Genomic DNA, 13736 nt, shown 5'->3' with positions numbered 1-13736 from the left:
ATCCGATATGATCAACCTGTTAAAAGAAGTAGCCAGAGGCAAGCGCGGCGCCCGCGATTTGAGCTATGACGAAGCGCTGGCGGCAGCTGAGGCGATTCTCTGCCAGACAGCCTCCCCTGTGCAGATCGGCGCTTTTCTGATCGCCGAGCGGATTAAGCTGGAGAGTATTGAGGAGCTGGAGGCTTTTGTAGCGGTATGCCGCAAGTATGCACGCCGTGAGCCTGTGCAGCAGGGACTGGACTGCGCCGGACCGTATGACGGCCGGAGGAACTCCTTCATTGCTACCTTCCCGACAGCATTTCTGCTGGCTGCGGCCGGTGTTCCTGTTACATTGCACGGGGCTGCACCGCTTCCGCCGAAATGGGGAATTACGCTGCAGAATATTATTGAGGCATCAGGTGTCCGCATTGCCGGGCTCTCACAGGACGAGGCTGTTGCAGCAGCGAGGGAGAGCGGTGTGCTGTTCGCACAGGCGGATCAGTGGTGTCCGCCGCTTGGAGCATTGCGGGCGTTAAGAGAGGATATCGGGATGCGGACGATTCTGAATACCGCTGAGAAGCTGATCGACTACTCCTGCTCTCCGTATATTGTGTTTGGTATCTACCATAATACCGTCTTCGACCGGATTTCCCGGCTGATCATCAAGCTTGGTTACCAAAAAGGCCTGGTTGTCCAGGGCGTTGAAGGGTCAGAGGATCTGTTCATCGACCGCCCAAACCGTGTGTATACAGTAGCTGACGGGCAGGCGCAGCTCGACATTATTGACCCCGAGCTGCTGGGGCTGGAGACGGAGGTGCCGGAGCTGGACTGGACGCCGGAGCTTCAGCTGCGCACCGCCGAAGCGGTGCTGCAGGGCGGCGGCCATATGGCCTTCTACAACCAGACCCTGCTGAACGGCGGGGCCCGGCTGCACCTGGCCGGTAAAGCCGGTTCGCTGGAGGAAGGTGTATACACCTGCAAGCATCTGCTCGACAACGGCAGAGCCTGGGCGGTGTATGAGCAGTGGCGGAGTGCGCTGCTTGGCAGCAAAGCGCCGTTTGTGGGCCGGGTCGGCCAGGTGTAGGCCGGCTTTTGGCGGGCGGCTGGGGTGGGAAGGGCTGCCGTTCGCACGCCGAAGGCTTAATCAAAGGGATTTTTCCCTTTGACGAGCCGCCGTTCGCACGCCGACGGCCTCTTCAAAGGGATTTTTCCCTTTGACGGGCCTCCTTTCGCGCGCCGACAGCCTAATCAAAGGGATTTTTCCCTTTGACGGGCCCACTTTCGCACGCCGACAGCTTAATCAAAGGGATTTTTCCCTTTGACGGGCCTCCTTTCGCGTGCCGACGGCCTATTCAAAGGGATTTCTCCCTTTACTCAACTGACTCTCCCCCGCCTTCTAGCCAACTTTCCCACCTCGTCCCCCTACATTTCCAGCCTCCCCCTTCCACAGCTTTCCAACTAACAAGCTAACCAAAAGGCCGGAGCTCCCATCCCTGGGAGCTCCGGCCTCTATTTATTTCGTACCCAGCGCAGTCTGACGCGCCTTATCCGCCGCAGCAGTTTCCTGCCCGCCCTTCTCTCCTCTTCCGCCAAGCTTAAAGACGAGAATCCCGCCGACGATAACCAGAACGCCAAGCAGCTGGTTGAAGCTAAACGGAACCTTTTCCAGACCCATCCAGCCCAGGGAATCCCATAACAGCGCGAAGCCAAGCTGTGAGGTCAGCACAATCGAAATTGCAAAGGTTGCTCCCAGCAGCTTCGTGGCCTGCACCAGACAGATTACCACGCCGACGCCGATCACTCCGCTGAACCAGTACCACGGCTGCATATGCTGGAGTGTAAACATCCCTGTCCCCTGAGTAATCAGCCCCATAACCAGTGAAGCGATAAAGCCCATACCGAGTACCAGCGTCGTTGTAGACCAGGAGCCTGTATGCTCATTCACTTTAATGTTAAAAATATTCTGCAGGCCCACAAGCGCCCCGGCCACCAGTGCCAATATAATCCCGATTATCATAAAATGTTATCTCCTTCGCTGTGCATTAAAGTTTAAGAATCAGCACGCCGGCAATCATCATCCCGATGCCGATGAACTGCGGCAGGCGCATTTTTTGCTTCACTACCCCGAACCAGCCGTTGCTGTCGATCATAAAGGTCATGAACAGCTGGGCGATCAGCAGCGCAGATATAGTCAGCGTAACCCCGATATGCTGAATAGCAGTAACCTCACTGAAAATAATAAAAGCTGCCAGTGCGCCTCCGGTCAGGTACAGCGGATTTACTTTTTTGAAGCCCTGCTTCTTACCGTCGCGAACAAACAGCAGAATAGCCAAAGCCATAATAAAACCGGTTAATTGTGTTATAGTTGCTGCCTGCCATGTGCCAATGTCCTGGCTGATCCTTGCGTTGGCAACCCCCTGCAGCGTAATGCACGCCCCGCCTATAAAAGCAAAAATAATCCCCTTCATGTCTTCTCTCTCCTCTATGTGATCTCTGACTTAATTAAATGACATCCGGCGTTATCCGTGAAGGACATATGTCCTAAAATATAATTTCCCCTTAGCATTGCACCAAAAAGCCCGCTTCAACCTCAACCAATGAGGCTAAAACGGGCTAGAAATACACAAACTACATTAGTCTAACAGCTTCAGCTCATGCAGACGGTCAAAAATCAGTTTGCTGACCGCCGACACCCGTTCTCTGTCTGCAAACGTAAGCCAGGCCAGCTCAGCAATTTCCGCTGCCGGTGCAAGTGTGCCGTTATAATCTGCTGTAAGACAGGTCATCTGGACCTGTACACCAGCTTCTTTACCGTGTGCCGCAGCTGCAAATGTGCCAAAATGTCTAATGCTCTCCAGAACAATCTGTACGGTTAATTCCTCTTCAATTTCGCGGATCAGCGTTTCGTTGTCCGTCTCGCCCGCTTCCCTTTTGCCTCCGGGGAAATAATAGGTGTCTTTACCGTGAGAACGTGCTCCCAGCACCTTCCCGTCTACAACATGAATCCAGGCAATCTTGTCTATCACTGTGGTCATCATTATCCTCCTTGAAATTCTGGCCTTCGCTTTTATTTATTAAAAGCGATCTCTGCTGCTCCTTAAAGGACATATGTCCTACACTGTCATCTCCGTAAATGTCTCAGTGCTCCAGCTTGACATGCATATGACCGGCCGCCTCGTTCCAGGGAACCGGATAGGCCTGCCCTTTGGAGCAAAAGATTGAAGCCGACTGATACGCCGGATCGGCATTTTTATCATACTGCTTCATGCTGATGATATGTCCGGTCTGATGGCAGATCTGGTACCCGCCGGCCCGCAGAGACAAGGCTCCTTTGCCTTGGGTCATGGAAGCCAGCCTGATCGGATAATTCATGAAGGTGGCAACCGGCACCGTTCCGGTAAGGATGGCTGTTTCACCATTTATCTCCGGTGCAGCAAAGCTGCCGCTGGCCTGCTGAATATCCGACATTACCTTGCCTACATGATCTGAATGAATTCGGATTTTAAAATCATAAAACGGCTCCAGCAGCACATTCTCCGCCTGCTCCAGACCCTGACGTAATGCGCGTAAGGCCGCCTCCCGGAAATCACCGCCTGAGGTATGCTTGTTATGCGCTCTGCCGCTCAGCAGCGTAATCTGCACATCGGTCAATGGTGAGCCTGTCAGCAGGCCGTGATGCCCTTTTTCCAGAAGCACCTGAACGATATTGTTCTGATAGCCCACAGCCAGATGATCAGGATGGCACTTATTATGTACGGTTACACCGCTCCCGCGTTCACCCGGCTCAAGCTTCAAATGGACCTCGGCATAATGGCCGAGCGGCTCAAAATGCCCGCAGCCATAGACTACGTTACTAATCGTCTCCATATACATAATCTCCGGGTCACCAAAAGTAACCGGAATGCGGAACCGCTCACGGAGCACCTGCTCCAGCACCTCCAGCTGGATCTGCCCCATAACCTGGATCTGCAGCTCCTGTAGCGTTTCATCCCAGCTTACATTCAACGACGGGTCTTCTGCCCCAAGCTGCTGAAACGCCTGCAGCACTTCCTTCAGATGAACCGGCGGTTCGAAGCAGACTTTGGATTTAAGGGCGGGAACGAGTCCGCTGCTTACCGTATCCTTAAGCTCTCCGACACCTTCGCCCGGTCCGGCAGCTGTTAAGCCGGTAACCGCAAATAATTCACCTGCGGCCCCCCAGTCGGCCGATACCGTCTTCGCCCCGTTAATCCGGCGGATTCCGGTGATCCGCTCTGAAATCCGTTTTTGCTCCAGGCCATAGGTCAATTCTTCCCGTGCTTTTAGCACACCCTGCAGCGCTTTAATATAAGTAATTCTTGTACCTTTTTCATCGTAGCGGACTTTATAGACCCTTCCGGCAAAAGGCAGACGGTGATCATACTCCGTTACAGCAAGTGTATCCAGATTGTTCAGGAAGCTGCCGATCCCTTCATCCAGCAGGGCGGAGCCGGCCATACACGGAAAAATCTTTCCCTGCCTCACCAGCTTAACCAGCGCATCCGTCCAGGCAGGCTCGTCCAAGCTTCCATCCAGATAGGCTTCAAACAGTGACTCATCCCGTTCCGCCAAAAAAGCACGCAGCTCCTCACCCACAGCACCAGCAGCAAGCCCAGGCAGCATAACAGCATCACCGCTTAGCAGCTGACGGATCTCACCTAGCACACGCTGCGGATCTGCACCGGTCCGGTCTGTTTTGTTGATAAAAAAGAACGTAGGGACGCAGTGTGAACGCAGCAGCTGCCATACAGTCTCCGTATGACCCTCCACTCCTTCTACTGCGCTAACAATTACAACGGCATAATCCAGAATTTGCAGCACCCGCTCCATCTCCGCTGAAAAATCGACGTGCCCGGGCGTATCCAGCAAAAAGTAGTGTGAACCGCCGTAGCTGAATTCCGCCTGGTCAGCGAATACGGTGATGCCGCGCGCTTTTTCAATCTCATGGGTATCCAGAAAAGTATCCTTATGATCCACCCTTCCCCTGCTGCGGATCGTTTCTGTATGGTAGAGCAGCTGCTCGGCGAAGGTCGTCTTTCCGGCATCGACGTGGGCAAGCAGACCGATTGTTATATTCTTTGTCATTCTTGCTGCTAGTACACCTCCAATTAAAACTTCAAAATAAAAAATTAATTAACCAAAGGATATAAAAATTCACACTTAGCTTAATATATTCTACTTAAACTGTTAAGATTATATAGTAAAAATAATGGTTGGGAGGCTTTTTAAATGTATGAATACGGTCTTATTGTTGCTACAAAAAGTCGTACGTTACCCTCACTAAATAGTTTTTATCTGGAATACGAGAATGAAGATTCAGAAAATATTGAAGGTGGCTATGACACTAAGTCCGAACGCTATTTTTGGATAAATCATAAACAACTAAATGAATTCATATCTAAAATGGGAGAAAGCAACTTCTTTTCTTTACATCGTGTTTTTCTAAGTTATTACGAAGCATTCAATAAGCTAAGAGATTTTTGGAACTTTGGGATTCCCCAGCAAATATTCGACAAAGAGGATACATTGTTAATTAGCGATATAGAAACTATGTTAAAGTCTAATAATATCTATATTAATGATTCAAAGATTTTAAAATATGCAAATTATATATCTAATGATGGAGTCAAAAAATATATCGAGACAAATCCTTTCCAAGAATATTTATGGTCCATACAAATGAGTGAACTCTTAGAATCTTATAATATATCTCCCTTTGATAGAGTGAAAATAGCAGAAAAGAGCATTTTGAAGTCGAGCTATATATTTAAAGGAGCCATCGTCAAGAAGGAAATCAGCGTAGTATTATATGAGTGGGCTAACATAAATAGTTTTGTTCAATCTGATTTTATTAAAAGACTGAGTAATATTTTAGAAGTAATAATTAATGATGTATATAGAAATACAGAAGAATATACTGAAAAATCTAAAAACCAGAAGGTAAATCAACTTGTTTATTCAATTATTCGTCAAGTAGATAAAGGGTCCTGGAGAAAATACTTTTTCGGTATATTCAATGCTTCGGATTTATTAGGTGCCTACTCCCGGCATAGTAGCAATGAAATTGCCGGTATTACAGGTGTAAATACACTAGTAGATATTGATTTAAGAACGACGATTGATAAATGGAAGAACAATCATACACTACCCAATGATGAACAATTTTTAAATATGTTTAAACTTTGGTATTTCACTACCTCGTTCCTAATTATTAATTGGTTACGCCTTCCACATTTTAGTAACGACGAAACTAATCAAATATAGTGTTCGCCCTTTCGTTACGCAGGTTGTGAGCGTTTTCGTTTGAAATAAGTTCTACTATGTACCTCATACAAAAACACACGGCAAACCATCCCTTCTCATTATGGGCGGTTTGCCGTGTATGATCAATCCTATGTGAATGAATCTGCTTAACTATCCCTGTCCGGACCGGTTACGGCCCTCCTGATAGACGGCCAGTGCCCAGACCAGCACAAACAAAGGAATAAAAATAAACCAGGGAAGCGTTACCGTGTCACCGATTACAAACGAAATCAGAAGCAGTACAGCTATGACTATAATGGAATATAGCACACCCCGTCCAAAAGTTCTCATTTTCCCGCCTCCACTTCATTCAGGTTATACCCAATATTACCCATACTGGTGGAAATCACTCTAAAAGATAGAAGTTATGTACTTTTTCTGTTATTTTTGCAATTTGAAAGTATAGACCGGGTACTGCTCTGCCGGGAGAAAACCCAGCTTTAAAGCGAGACGATTCGAGGCCAGATTGTCCTGTGTTGTCTCCCATAAAGGAAGCATGTTCTGATCAAGATAATATCCGATCAAAGCCGCAGCCGCCTGAGTCCCGTGTCCCTTGTTCCGCTCAGCTGTTTCGTATGTATCTGCATCAATAAAATATTCATTGCCTACTGTAAAGCCGTTATTTCTGCAAAACGAAACGGTTTGTCCTCCAACATTCACCGACGCTCCAACCGTTTTCTTATCCATAAAATGATGATCCGCACCCAGCGACAGAATGTCGCTCCCGGCTACAATCGGATACTCAACAATTTCAATCTCAAACTCACCTTGATCCGCCTGAAGGAGCTCCTCTAAGCTTCTAAACGGACCAATCTGCAGCTCATAGACGGTTTCAAAAAGCTTATCCGCTCTTACACCCGGGAGCCCGGAAAGAAACAGCCTATTCCAAGCTTCCGAGTCATCGGCATAAATCTCAAACCAGCCAACCCCCCTTCTGATACAATCCGGTATAACCGTATTTTGCAAAAACAGTCTAATCAGCGCTATGTTCCGTTCAGCACCCGCATCTCCAGCCGCATACATCCATCTGCCAGTGGGCCACACAATTGCCAACTCCGGTTTATCCGGCCAATCTACAAACACACGTCCCGGATAATGTCCCCGCAAGACTGATAACGCAGGAATGTGCTGTTTTTTCCGGTTAAAAAAGGACTCTGCCGCCTTAAACTCCTCAGCAAATATTTCCTCCATTATACACCTCCAAGGTTCCTGCATTGACTATCAATAAAAGCCTTCACAACCTTCTTTTCTGAAACCAGAAATACAACAGAACACCCGCCGCCAATAAAACAATAACTGCAACTGCAGCAATTAATATTGGATGATGGATGGTGAAGCCGAAGTCACCTTGAAACAGATTGTCTTTTGAAGGATCGGGTTCAACAGAAAGACCATATTTATCTATTAACTCTGCTTTTTTGTCCTCCGTCAGATTATTTACTGCATTTCCCACATCCAACTTCCTTTCATAATTTGCACTTGTCAGCTGTTATAAAGACAGTTCATATTATTATTAAACATTTGCCCCGGTACGGTATATTGCGGTTTTAAAATATTTCCCGACCTTCTCCAGCTCATTCATAACGCGGGTTATGTTTTCTTCATTCGTGAACCAGTTGTCTTTTGTGATCCCTGTCTTATCCACTACCGGACTTACATAGAATATAGTCTCCTTAGGAAAAATAAATTGATAGCTTAAAAGCGCCCTTCGCGCATGATAGTTTTTACAGACCAGAACCACTTTTTCAGGGTGAATTCCCCGCCGATGTAGAACCTCCAAAGATAGACGGGCATTTTCAAAGGTATGTGTTGCTTTATCCTCTTTGAGTATTGCTTCTGGAGGAACACCTGACGTCATGCCCACGTTTCGCAGGAATTCCCACTCCGTTGTCTCTACATGGGAAGTGGCACCCCCAGAAGGTAAAATCAATGGGGCAATTCCCTCATGGTATAACAACGCCGCTTGCTTCATTAGCTGAGGATGACTTCCTCCCGGAATTAGTATAACGTCGGATTGTCCCAGCTCTGTTTCAAAAAACATAAAATCTGTAATGCTATCAAAAGGAAAAGGCATGTAAACCTCCTTGGTCCATAGCCAGTTAATTTAATACTTATTCGTTAAAAGTATCCTTATTTCCTTCAATTTAAATAGAGCAGCCCCCGGACATGCAAGCTGCTCCTCATACCATTATGTATCTTAATCATTCACCTACTCAATACCGAAGCACCAGCACAAACCGCATCCCCTCATCATAAGCCTCGCCATAAATGTCCCCGTCCATTTTGCGCATAAGCTGGCGGCAGATGAACAGGCCCAGGCCATTGCCCTGCCTGCCGGCGCTGTTCGAGCCGCGCCAAAAGCTGGCGAAGATATGCGGCAGCTCGGTAGCCGGAACAGGCTTGCCGGTGTTCTCAATGATGATCAGCTGGCGGTAATCCTCTTCCCGGAAGCTGATTCTGATCAGGGAACCGTCGCCGTACTTGATCGCGTTCTCCAGCAGGTTGTCCATAACCTCCAGCAGCTTGTCCGGATCACCTAGCAGCAGCTTGTCTTCAGGTACAGCCACTTCAAATGGAATTTTCAGCAAAGCAAGGCGTTCCTTATAATGCTCCACCACCCGCCTGATCCATTCTTTCAGGTAAAATTCCGCTACGTGCACCTCTGTCTCCTGCAAGGAGGATACGGATGCGGCGATGATGCTGCTGATCATCTCCTCAATCTGTGCAGCCTTTTGGCCGATCAGACCGGCGGATGCCCTGCGCTTATCTTCGTTGTCGTAGAGTCCCTCCGCCAGCGCACTGGAGTATAGCTTAATCGCCGCGACCGGTGTTTTGAGCTCATGAGACAGGGAGGCAATCAGGGTCTGGCGGTCTTTTTCCAGCCGCAGGTTGGTCTGCTTCTGCCGGTCCAGTGTCTCGCGCAGCAGATTAAGGCCCCAAATAAACCTGCCGAAAAACCGGCTTTTGCTCTCCTTCATATCCTGGGTCAGCTTGCCTTTGGACAATGCATAAGGAAGCTCCTCGATCGTATGGAACGGCCTGATGATCTGCCTGCGGATGTACAGCAGCAGGCTGGATATGGCCGCAAGCACTGCACCAAGCAGCATTACCGTCAGCAGCAGCAGCGGCGAACGGCTTGTGCCGGATACATACTCCAGCCTCAAATAACCCGCAGGCTCCTCCCCATGGAAAATAGGCTTAACCGTATACTCAGCATTGTTCTGCACACCTGTACCGTCAAAAAATCTTCGCACGGCCTCCGGCTCCGCATTCCACTCCAGCCAGGCAGCATTGCGCACATGAGTGTATTCCTCCAGCTTAAGTTCATCCGGCTCACGTCCGTCACTGATCTCACGGGTAATCCGGTTAACCTCAATCCGGTATGTTTTATCTCCTAAATCGCCTGCAAGCCTGAAGCCATAGGCGGCAAACAGGGCAATCACTGCAATTCCGATACTTATCGTCCAGAGAATCAGCCGGTCAAACCGCTTCATACTTGTAGCCCACTCCCCACACCGTTACGATCCGTTTCGGCTGCTTCGGATTAAGCTCAATCTTTTCGCGCAGCTTGTTAATATGTACAGTAAGGGTTGACGGCTCACTGAAGCTGTCCGCACCCCACACCTGCTGGAACAGCCACTCCTTGCGCAGCGCCTTGCCCCGGTTATTCAGCAGCAGCACCAGCAGCTCATATTCCTTCATCGTCACGGACACCGGAGCTTCGGAGAGAAACACCTGCATGGACGAGCGGTTGACCAGCAGGTTGCCGTCCGTCAGCAGCTGCCTGTTGTCATTCATCTCATAGCTCCGGCGCATATGCGCTTTTACCTTGGCAATCAGCAGCTGAATGGTAAACGGCTTTTCCAGATAATCGTCCGCCCCCAGCTCCAGCCCGATAATCTTGTTGTCATCCCCGTGCCGGGCACTCATGATCAGAATCGGCAGATTGAATTTTTCCCTGGCCAGCCTGCACACAGCAAAGCCGTCAATCCCGGGCAGCATAATATCGAGCAGCAGCAGCTTTACCGCCTGGCTGTCCAGGAGCTCCAGTCCTTCTTCGGCACTGGAAGCAGAAGCTACAGAGTAGCCCTCCGCCTCCAGAAAATCCCGTATAACCGCAGACAGCTCCAGATTATCCTCAATGACCAAAATATCAGCCAATGCCATCCCTCCTGTATCCTTCACTTTATAGGGCAGGGCGGCAATCAGCCTTTATCACTTCCACCGCCTACCAGCCCTGTTCCATCAGCCACTCATTCAGCCGGCGCTCCCGTTCCCTGATACCCTCCGCCTCAGCGGATTTGCCAAGCTTCAGCTCGCCCTGGATGTTGCCGTCCACCATATAGAGCACCTTATCGGTCTGTGCAGCTACCTTCACATCATGGGTAACGATCATGATCGTCGTACCTTCCCTGTTGATCCGGCACAGCTCCTCCATCACTTCCTTGGCGGCTTTGGAGTTCAGGGCTCCGGTCGGCTCATCGGCGAACAGCATTCTGGGAGCGTTGATCAAGGCCCGGCAGATACAGGCCCGCTGCAGCTGTCCGCCCGACACCTCGGCAATATCATGTCCGGCTATTTCGATGATCCCCAGCTTCCGCATCAGCTTGTCGGCATATTCGTTGATATCACTGCGGCTGCGGGAATCCCCTTTGCCCTTAATCGCCTGATAACCCGATAATATGATATTATCATAGACCGACAGATTCCCTAGCATATACATTTGCTGAAAAATAAAACCCATCTCATGCAGCCTGACCTCTGCCATCTCATTCTGCGAGAGCACGGACAGCTTCTTCCGGTTAAACAGCACCTCTCCCGCCGTGAGACGGTCCATCCCGCTAACCGTATAGAGCAGTGTAGATTTGCCGGAACCCGACGGGCCCATAATAGACACAAACTCCCCTTCATGCAATGTGAAATTGATATTCCGCAGCACGTTATGCTGGCTTTTGTTCACAATATAGGTCTTGCACAGATTCGTAACCTCAAGCACAGTACTCATCCTTCATTCCCCCTGATTATTCTTTATTCATATTCCAGACATGAATTCTTTTGATTTGTCCGCAGCTCGTATATACCGCTATTACAACAACAGCGAGAATGATCAGCGGATACAGCACGTAAACCTGCAGCGGCATAATCTGAAAGTGAAGCTCGGTAAGCCCAAACATCCGGAAGACGAAGCCAAACAGCCGTTCTCCGAGAATATTGGCTCCCAGCACCCCTATAATCAGCGAGCCTGTCAGGAGAATCATAATCCGCAGCACCTGCCACAGCCGGATCAGCCCGTCTGTAAAGCCAAGGCTTTTCATAACCGCAATGCCCTGAATCTCCTTGCTGATAAGCAGTCGCACAAACAAGCTGGTAATAAAAAAGATAATCAGACACACAATGACCGTCAGCAGGCTGATGACGCTTTTCAATTGTCCGACGAAGCCGCCTATAATTTCAGCCAGCATTTCATCGGCAGTCTTTATTTCATACTTACTGAACACCTGCTTCATCTCTGCGGTGATTGCAGCTTTATCCTTGTCTGCTGCATGAATCATGCCGGTTATCATATAGGACATTGTCATTTGCGGATTAAATTGTTCAGCCAGCCGTACCATGTAGCCTTCATTAGAGATAGCCTGAAAAATCCCGGTAATCAGAAACGAATGCTGCTGCCCGTCTATTTCGAATGTAATATAATCCCCAAGCCCTTTATCATAGACCTCAGACATAATGCTGGTAATCGCAATCTCATTGGCCAGCTTAGGAGCAGATCCCTGCAAGAACTCCAGCTCTGACATAGGCTCGTTTTTGGTTCCGGTAATACTTCTGTTACTCTCACCGTCTTCTGAGATGTACTTAGTCAAAATCGTATACTCCAGTGAGAGCTTCACATCAAACTGCCGCTCCTTAAACTCCTGTTCAACCCTCACCAGTTCCCCGCGGATCTCATCCAGCGGCTTTTCAGCAACAACCGATTTGGTATAGAAATCAGCTTCCGTTGTCCCCAGATAGCTAATAAATTTCGGCGTTAGGATCGTATTGGTCAGATTTATTGGAATGATGATAATGGCTGTGCTTAATATAAAGGTAAGGATTAGCGTGGTATAGCTTTTTAGCCGGCTCAGAATATCACTCAGCGCCAGAAAGAGCATCGGATGAAGCCGCTTGCTGCGGTGAAGATGAATGCTGCGGGAAGGCTGGAACCTTTCTCCGGTATGCCCCTGTCTGATCGCGTCGATAGCTGAGGCTTTATTGATTGTACGCATGCACAAGAGGCAGAACAGCAGGGTCAGCAAAATAACGGCAATAGCACTGGTTATAGAAATCACTATGTTGGCTATGCCCCCGGGCAGGATAATATATTCTGAGGTTTTGCGGGACATCAGAGCGGTCAGCGGAAAACTGGCCAATAACCCAAAGGTTCCGCCTGTAACAGCAAGCCCTAAATATTTAGCCAGATAAAGCCTTTTGACCGGCCCGTTCTTGAAGCCAATGGCTTTCATTACGCCTATCTCCCTGTATTCATCCTGCAGCGTGGATACAATCGTAAATCTAAGCGTCATAAAGGCAATGAAGATCAGAAACAGGCTGATCACAAATAGCATGGCGGAAATAATCTGGTCTGTCATGTATGACATCCGCACCACACCTTTGTCAATCTGAACGTTAGCGGCCAGATCTTGTTTAGCAAAAGCTGCCGTAACCGCCGCAGACTCGACTCCTGCAGCAGCCACAAAACTGTACTGCACCATCACCGCCTCTTCTGGCAACGCATCTTTAATGTCTGCAAAATCCTGCTGAGAGATGACCAGCCGCTTCAGCCCCAGCAGATCGGCGCCCATGTAGGCATCCTTAAAGATGTGCGTAAGCTTAAAGATTTTGGAGATGCCGTCAAAATCAATCCTGATGCTGTCACCTAGCTCCATCCCGGTTGCATTTTTGATGCTTACCGGTATGCCGATTTCGCCCTCCTTTAATGTAAAACGCTGGTCCTCATGATCATAAATAAGATTCACCTTGTCAGGAACCGTTGCCAGTGTAAGCACTAGGCTGCTCGAAAAGCCTTTGCGGCCTGCGGGCAGTGAAACCTCCCGGCTGGTCACCCCAATCTGCAGCTCCTCGACTACTTCTGCAATAATAGACTGGCCGGCGGACCAGTCACTGATCTTCTGCCTGTTCTCCGGAGTGTCGGGAATAGTGACATTATGGTCTGCTACCCTGCTCTTGTCGATGAAATACCCGATGGCTGATGTGGTGGTATACGTCAGGTTCGTTCCGCTGGCAATTAGGGCTGTAGCCAGTGTGATTAACACGAGCAGTACGAGGTTCATCGTTTTTTTGCGGCGCAGATCCTTTTTCAGAATGTTCAGAAACACTTTTCGTTCCCCTTTCTCATATCCTCTGAAGTGATTATAATGGGGAAGTTATTAAATAATCCT

The 13736-nt window shown here is 49.0% G+C and carries 14 protein-coding genes; 2 read left to right on the top strand and 12 right to left on the bottom strand.

Annotation, left to right across the window (positions count from 1 at the left end):
• Positions 1-7: 7 nt before the first annotated feature.
• A complete protein-coding gene (locus R70723_RS14880) occupies positions 8-1063 on the top strand; it encodes an anthranilate phosphoribosyltransferase (protein ID WP_039873052.1) in 1056 nt (351 codons plus the stop codon).
• Between the two features lie 429 nt (positions 1064-1492).
• Here the strand turns inward: R70723_RS14880 and R70723_RS14875 are convergent, their stop codons facing one another.
• The 4 genes from R70723_RS14875 to R70723_RS14860 form a co-directional block, all read right to left on the bottom strand.
• Entirely contained in the window at positions 1493-1996 is a 504-nt protein-coding gene (locus R70723_RS14875; RefSeq protein ID WP_039873051.1) for a DMT family transporter, read from the bottom strand.
• Positions 1997-2021: 25 nt separating this feature from the next.
• Positions 2022-2447: a DMT family transporter gene (locus R70723_RS14870; protein ID WP_039873050.1), complete on the bottom strand. Its 426-nt coding sequence runs from the start codon at positions 2445-2447 to the stop codon at positions 2022-2024.
• A gap of 165 nt (positions 2448-2612) precedes the next feature.
• Positions 2613-3014 (bottom strand): NUDIX hydrolase, encoded by a 402-nt coding sequence (locus R70723_RS14865; protein ID WP_039873048.1) that lies wholly within the window; start codon positions 3012-3014, stop codon positions 2613-2615.
• A 103-nt stretch (positions 3015-3117) separates the two neighbouring features.
• Entirely contained in the window at positions 3118-5082 is a 1965-nt protein-coding gene (locus R70723_RS14860; protein WP_039873047.1) for an elongation factor G, read from the bottom strand.
• 144 nt (positions 5083-5226) lie between these two features.
• Between R70723_RS14860 and R70723_RS14855 the strand changes: the two genes are divergently transcribed.
• Complete coding sequence (locus R70723_RS14855; protein ID WP_039873046.1) at positions 5227-6261, top strand: hypothetical protein; 1035 nt, start codon at positions 5227-5229, stop codon at positions 6259-6261.
• Between the two features lie 150 nt (positions 6262-6411).
• Here R70723_RS14855 and R70723_RS14850 read toward each other — a convergent pair whose 3' ends face one another.
• The 8 genes from R70723_RS14850 to R70723_RS14815 all read right to left on the bottom strand — a co-directional run bounded on the left by R70723_RS14850 (position 6412) and on the right by R70723_RS14815 (position 13673).
• Positions 6412-6591: a hypothetical protein gene (locus R70723_RS14850; protein WP_039873045.1), complete on the bottom strand. Its 180-nt coding sequence runs from the start codon at positions 6589-6591 to the stop codon at positions 6412-6414.
• A 90-nt stretch (positions 6592-6681) separates the two neighbouring features.
• Positions 6682-7491, bottom strand: coding sequence for a GNAT family N-acetyltransferase (locus R70723_RS14845; RefSeq protein ID WP_039873044.1), 810 nt, complete (start codon positions 7489-7491; stop codon positions 6682-6684).
• A gap of 43 nt (positions 7492-7534) precedes the next feature.
• A complete protein-coding gene (locus tag R70723_RS14840) occupies positions 7535-7753 on the bottom strand; it encodes a hypothetical protein (protein ID WP_039873043.1) in 219 nt (72 codons plus the stop codon).
• Positions 7754-7813: 60 nt separating this feature from the next.
• The gene (locus R70723_RS14835) at positions 7814-8374 is read right to left on the bottom strand and encodes a YdcF family protein (protein ID WP_039873042.1); all 561 of its coding nucleotides are present in this window, start codon (positions 8372-8374) and stop codon (positions 7814-7816) included.
• A 139-nt stretch (positions 8375-8513) separates the two neighbouring features.
• Complete coding sequence (locus R70723_RS14830) at positions 8514-9794, bottom strand: sensor histidine kinase (RefSeq protein WP_052421322.1); 1281 nt, start codon at positions 9792-9794, stop codon at positions 8514-8516.
• Entirely contained in the window at positions 9781-10467 is a 687-nt protein-coding gene (locus R70723_RS14825; RefSeq protein WP_039873040.1) for a response regulator transcription factor, read from the bottom strand. The genes R70723_RS14830 and R70723_RS14825 overlap by 14 nt, the downstream gene beginning before the upstream one ends.
• 61 nt (positions 10468-10528) lie before the next feature.
• The gene (locus R70723_RS14820; RefSeq protein ID WP_039873039.1) at positions 10529-11305 is read right to left on the bottom strand and encodes an ABC transporter ATP-binding protein; all 777 of its coding nucleotides are present in this window, start codon (positions 11303-11305) and stop codon (positions 10529-10531) included.
• 16 nt (positions 11306-11321) lie between these two features.
• The gene (locus R70723_RS14815; protein WP_039873038.1) at positions 11322-13673 is read right to left on the bottom strand and encodes an ABC transporter permease; all 2352 of its coding nucleotides are present in this window, start codon (positions 13671-13673) and stop codon (positions 11322-11324) included.
• Between the last annotated feature and the right edge of the window lie 63 nt (positions 13674-13736).

This window comes from Paenibacillus sp. FSL R7-0273 (assembly GCF_000758625.1).
GTDB lineage: Bacteria > Bacillota > Bacilli > Paenibacillales > Paenibacillaceae > Paenibacillus_AQ.
The sequence above is the reverse complement of the archived record's forward strand: the minus strand, read 5'-3'. Positions and strand labels throughout refer to the sequence as shown.

What these genes read in the sequence shown, in the direction of transcription:
- R70723_RS14880 (WP_039873052.1), top strand. Translation starts at nt 8, where the DNA reads ATGATCAACCTGTTAAAAGAAGTAGCCAGAGGCAAGCGCGGCGCCCGC.
- R70723_RS14875 (WP_039873051.1), bottom strand. Translation starts at nt 1,996, where the DNA reads ATGATAATCGGGATTATATTGGCACTGGTGGCCGGGGCGCTTGTGGGC.
- R70723_RS14870 (WP_039873050.1), bottom strand. Translation starts at nt 2,447, where the DNA reads ATGAAGGGGATTATTTTTGCTTTTATAGGCGGGGCGTGCATTACGCTG.
- R70723_RS14865 (WP_039873048.1), bottom strand. Translation starts at nt 3,014, where the DNA reads ATGACCACAGTGATAGACAAGATTGCCTGGATTCATGTTGTAGACGGG.
- R70723_RS14860 (WP_039873047.1), bottom strand. Translation starts at nt 5,082, where the DNA reads ATGACAAAGAATATAACAATCGGTCTGCTTGCCCACGTCGATGCCGGA.
- R70723_RS14855 (WP_039873046.1), top strand. Translation starts at nt 5,227, where the DNA reads ATGTATGAATACGGTCTTATTGTTGCTACAAAAAGTCGTACGTTACCC.
- R70723_RS14850 (WP_039873045.1), bottom strand. Translation starts at nt 6,591, where the DNA reads ATGAGAACTTTTGGACGGGGTGTGCTATATTCCATTATAGTCATAGCT.
- R70723_RS14845 (WP_039873044.1), bottom strand. Translation starts at nt 7,491, where the DNA reads ATGGAGGAAATATTTGCTGAGGAGTTTAAGGCGGCAGAGTCCTTTTTT.
- R70723_RS14835 (WP_039873042.1), bottom strand. Translation starts at nt 8,374, where the DNA reads ATGCCTTTTCCTTTTGATAGCATTACAGATTTTATGTTTTTTGAAACA.
- R70723_RS14830 (WP_052421322.1), bottom strand. Translation starts at nt 9,794, where the DNA reads ATGAAGCGGTTTGACCGGCTGATTCTCTGGACGATAAGTATCGGAATT.
- R70723_RS14825 (WP_039873040.1), bottom strand. Translation starts at nt 10,467, where the DNA reads ATGGCATTGGCTGATATTTTGGTCATTGAGGATAATCTGGAGCTGTCT.
- R70723_RS14820 (WP_039873039.1), bottom strand. Translation starts at nt 11,305, where the DNA reads ATGAGTACTGTGCTTGAGGTTACGAATCTGTGCAAGACCTATATTGTG.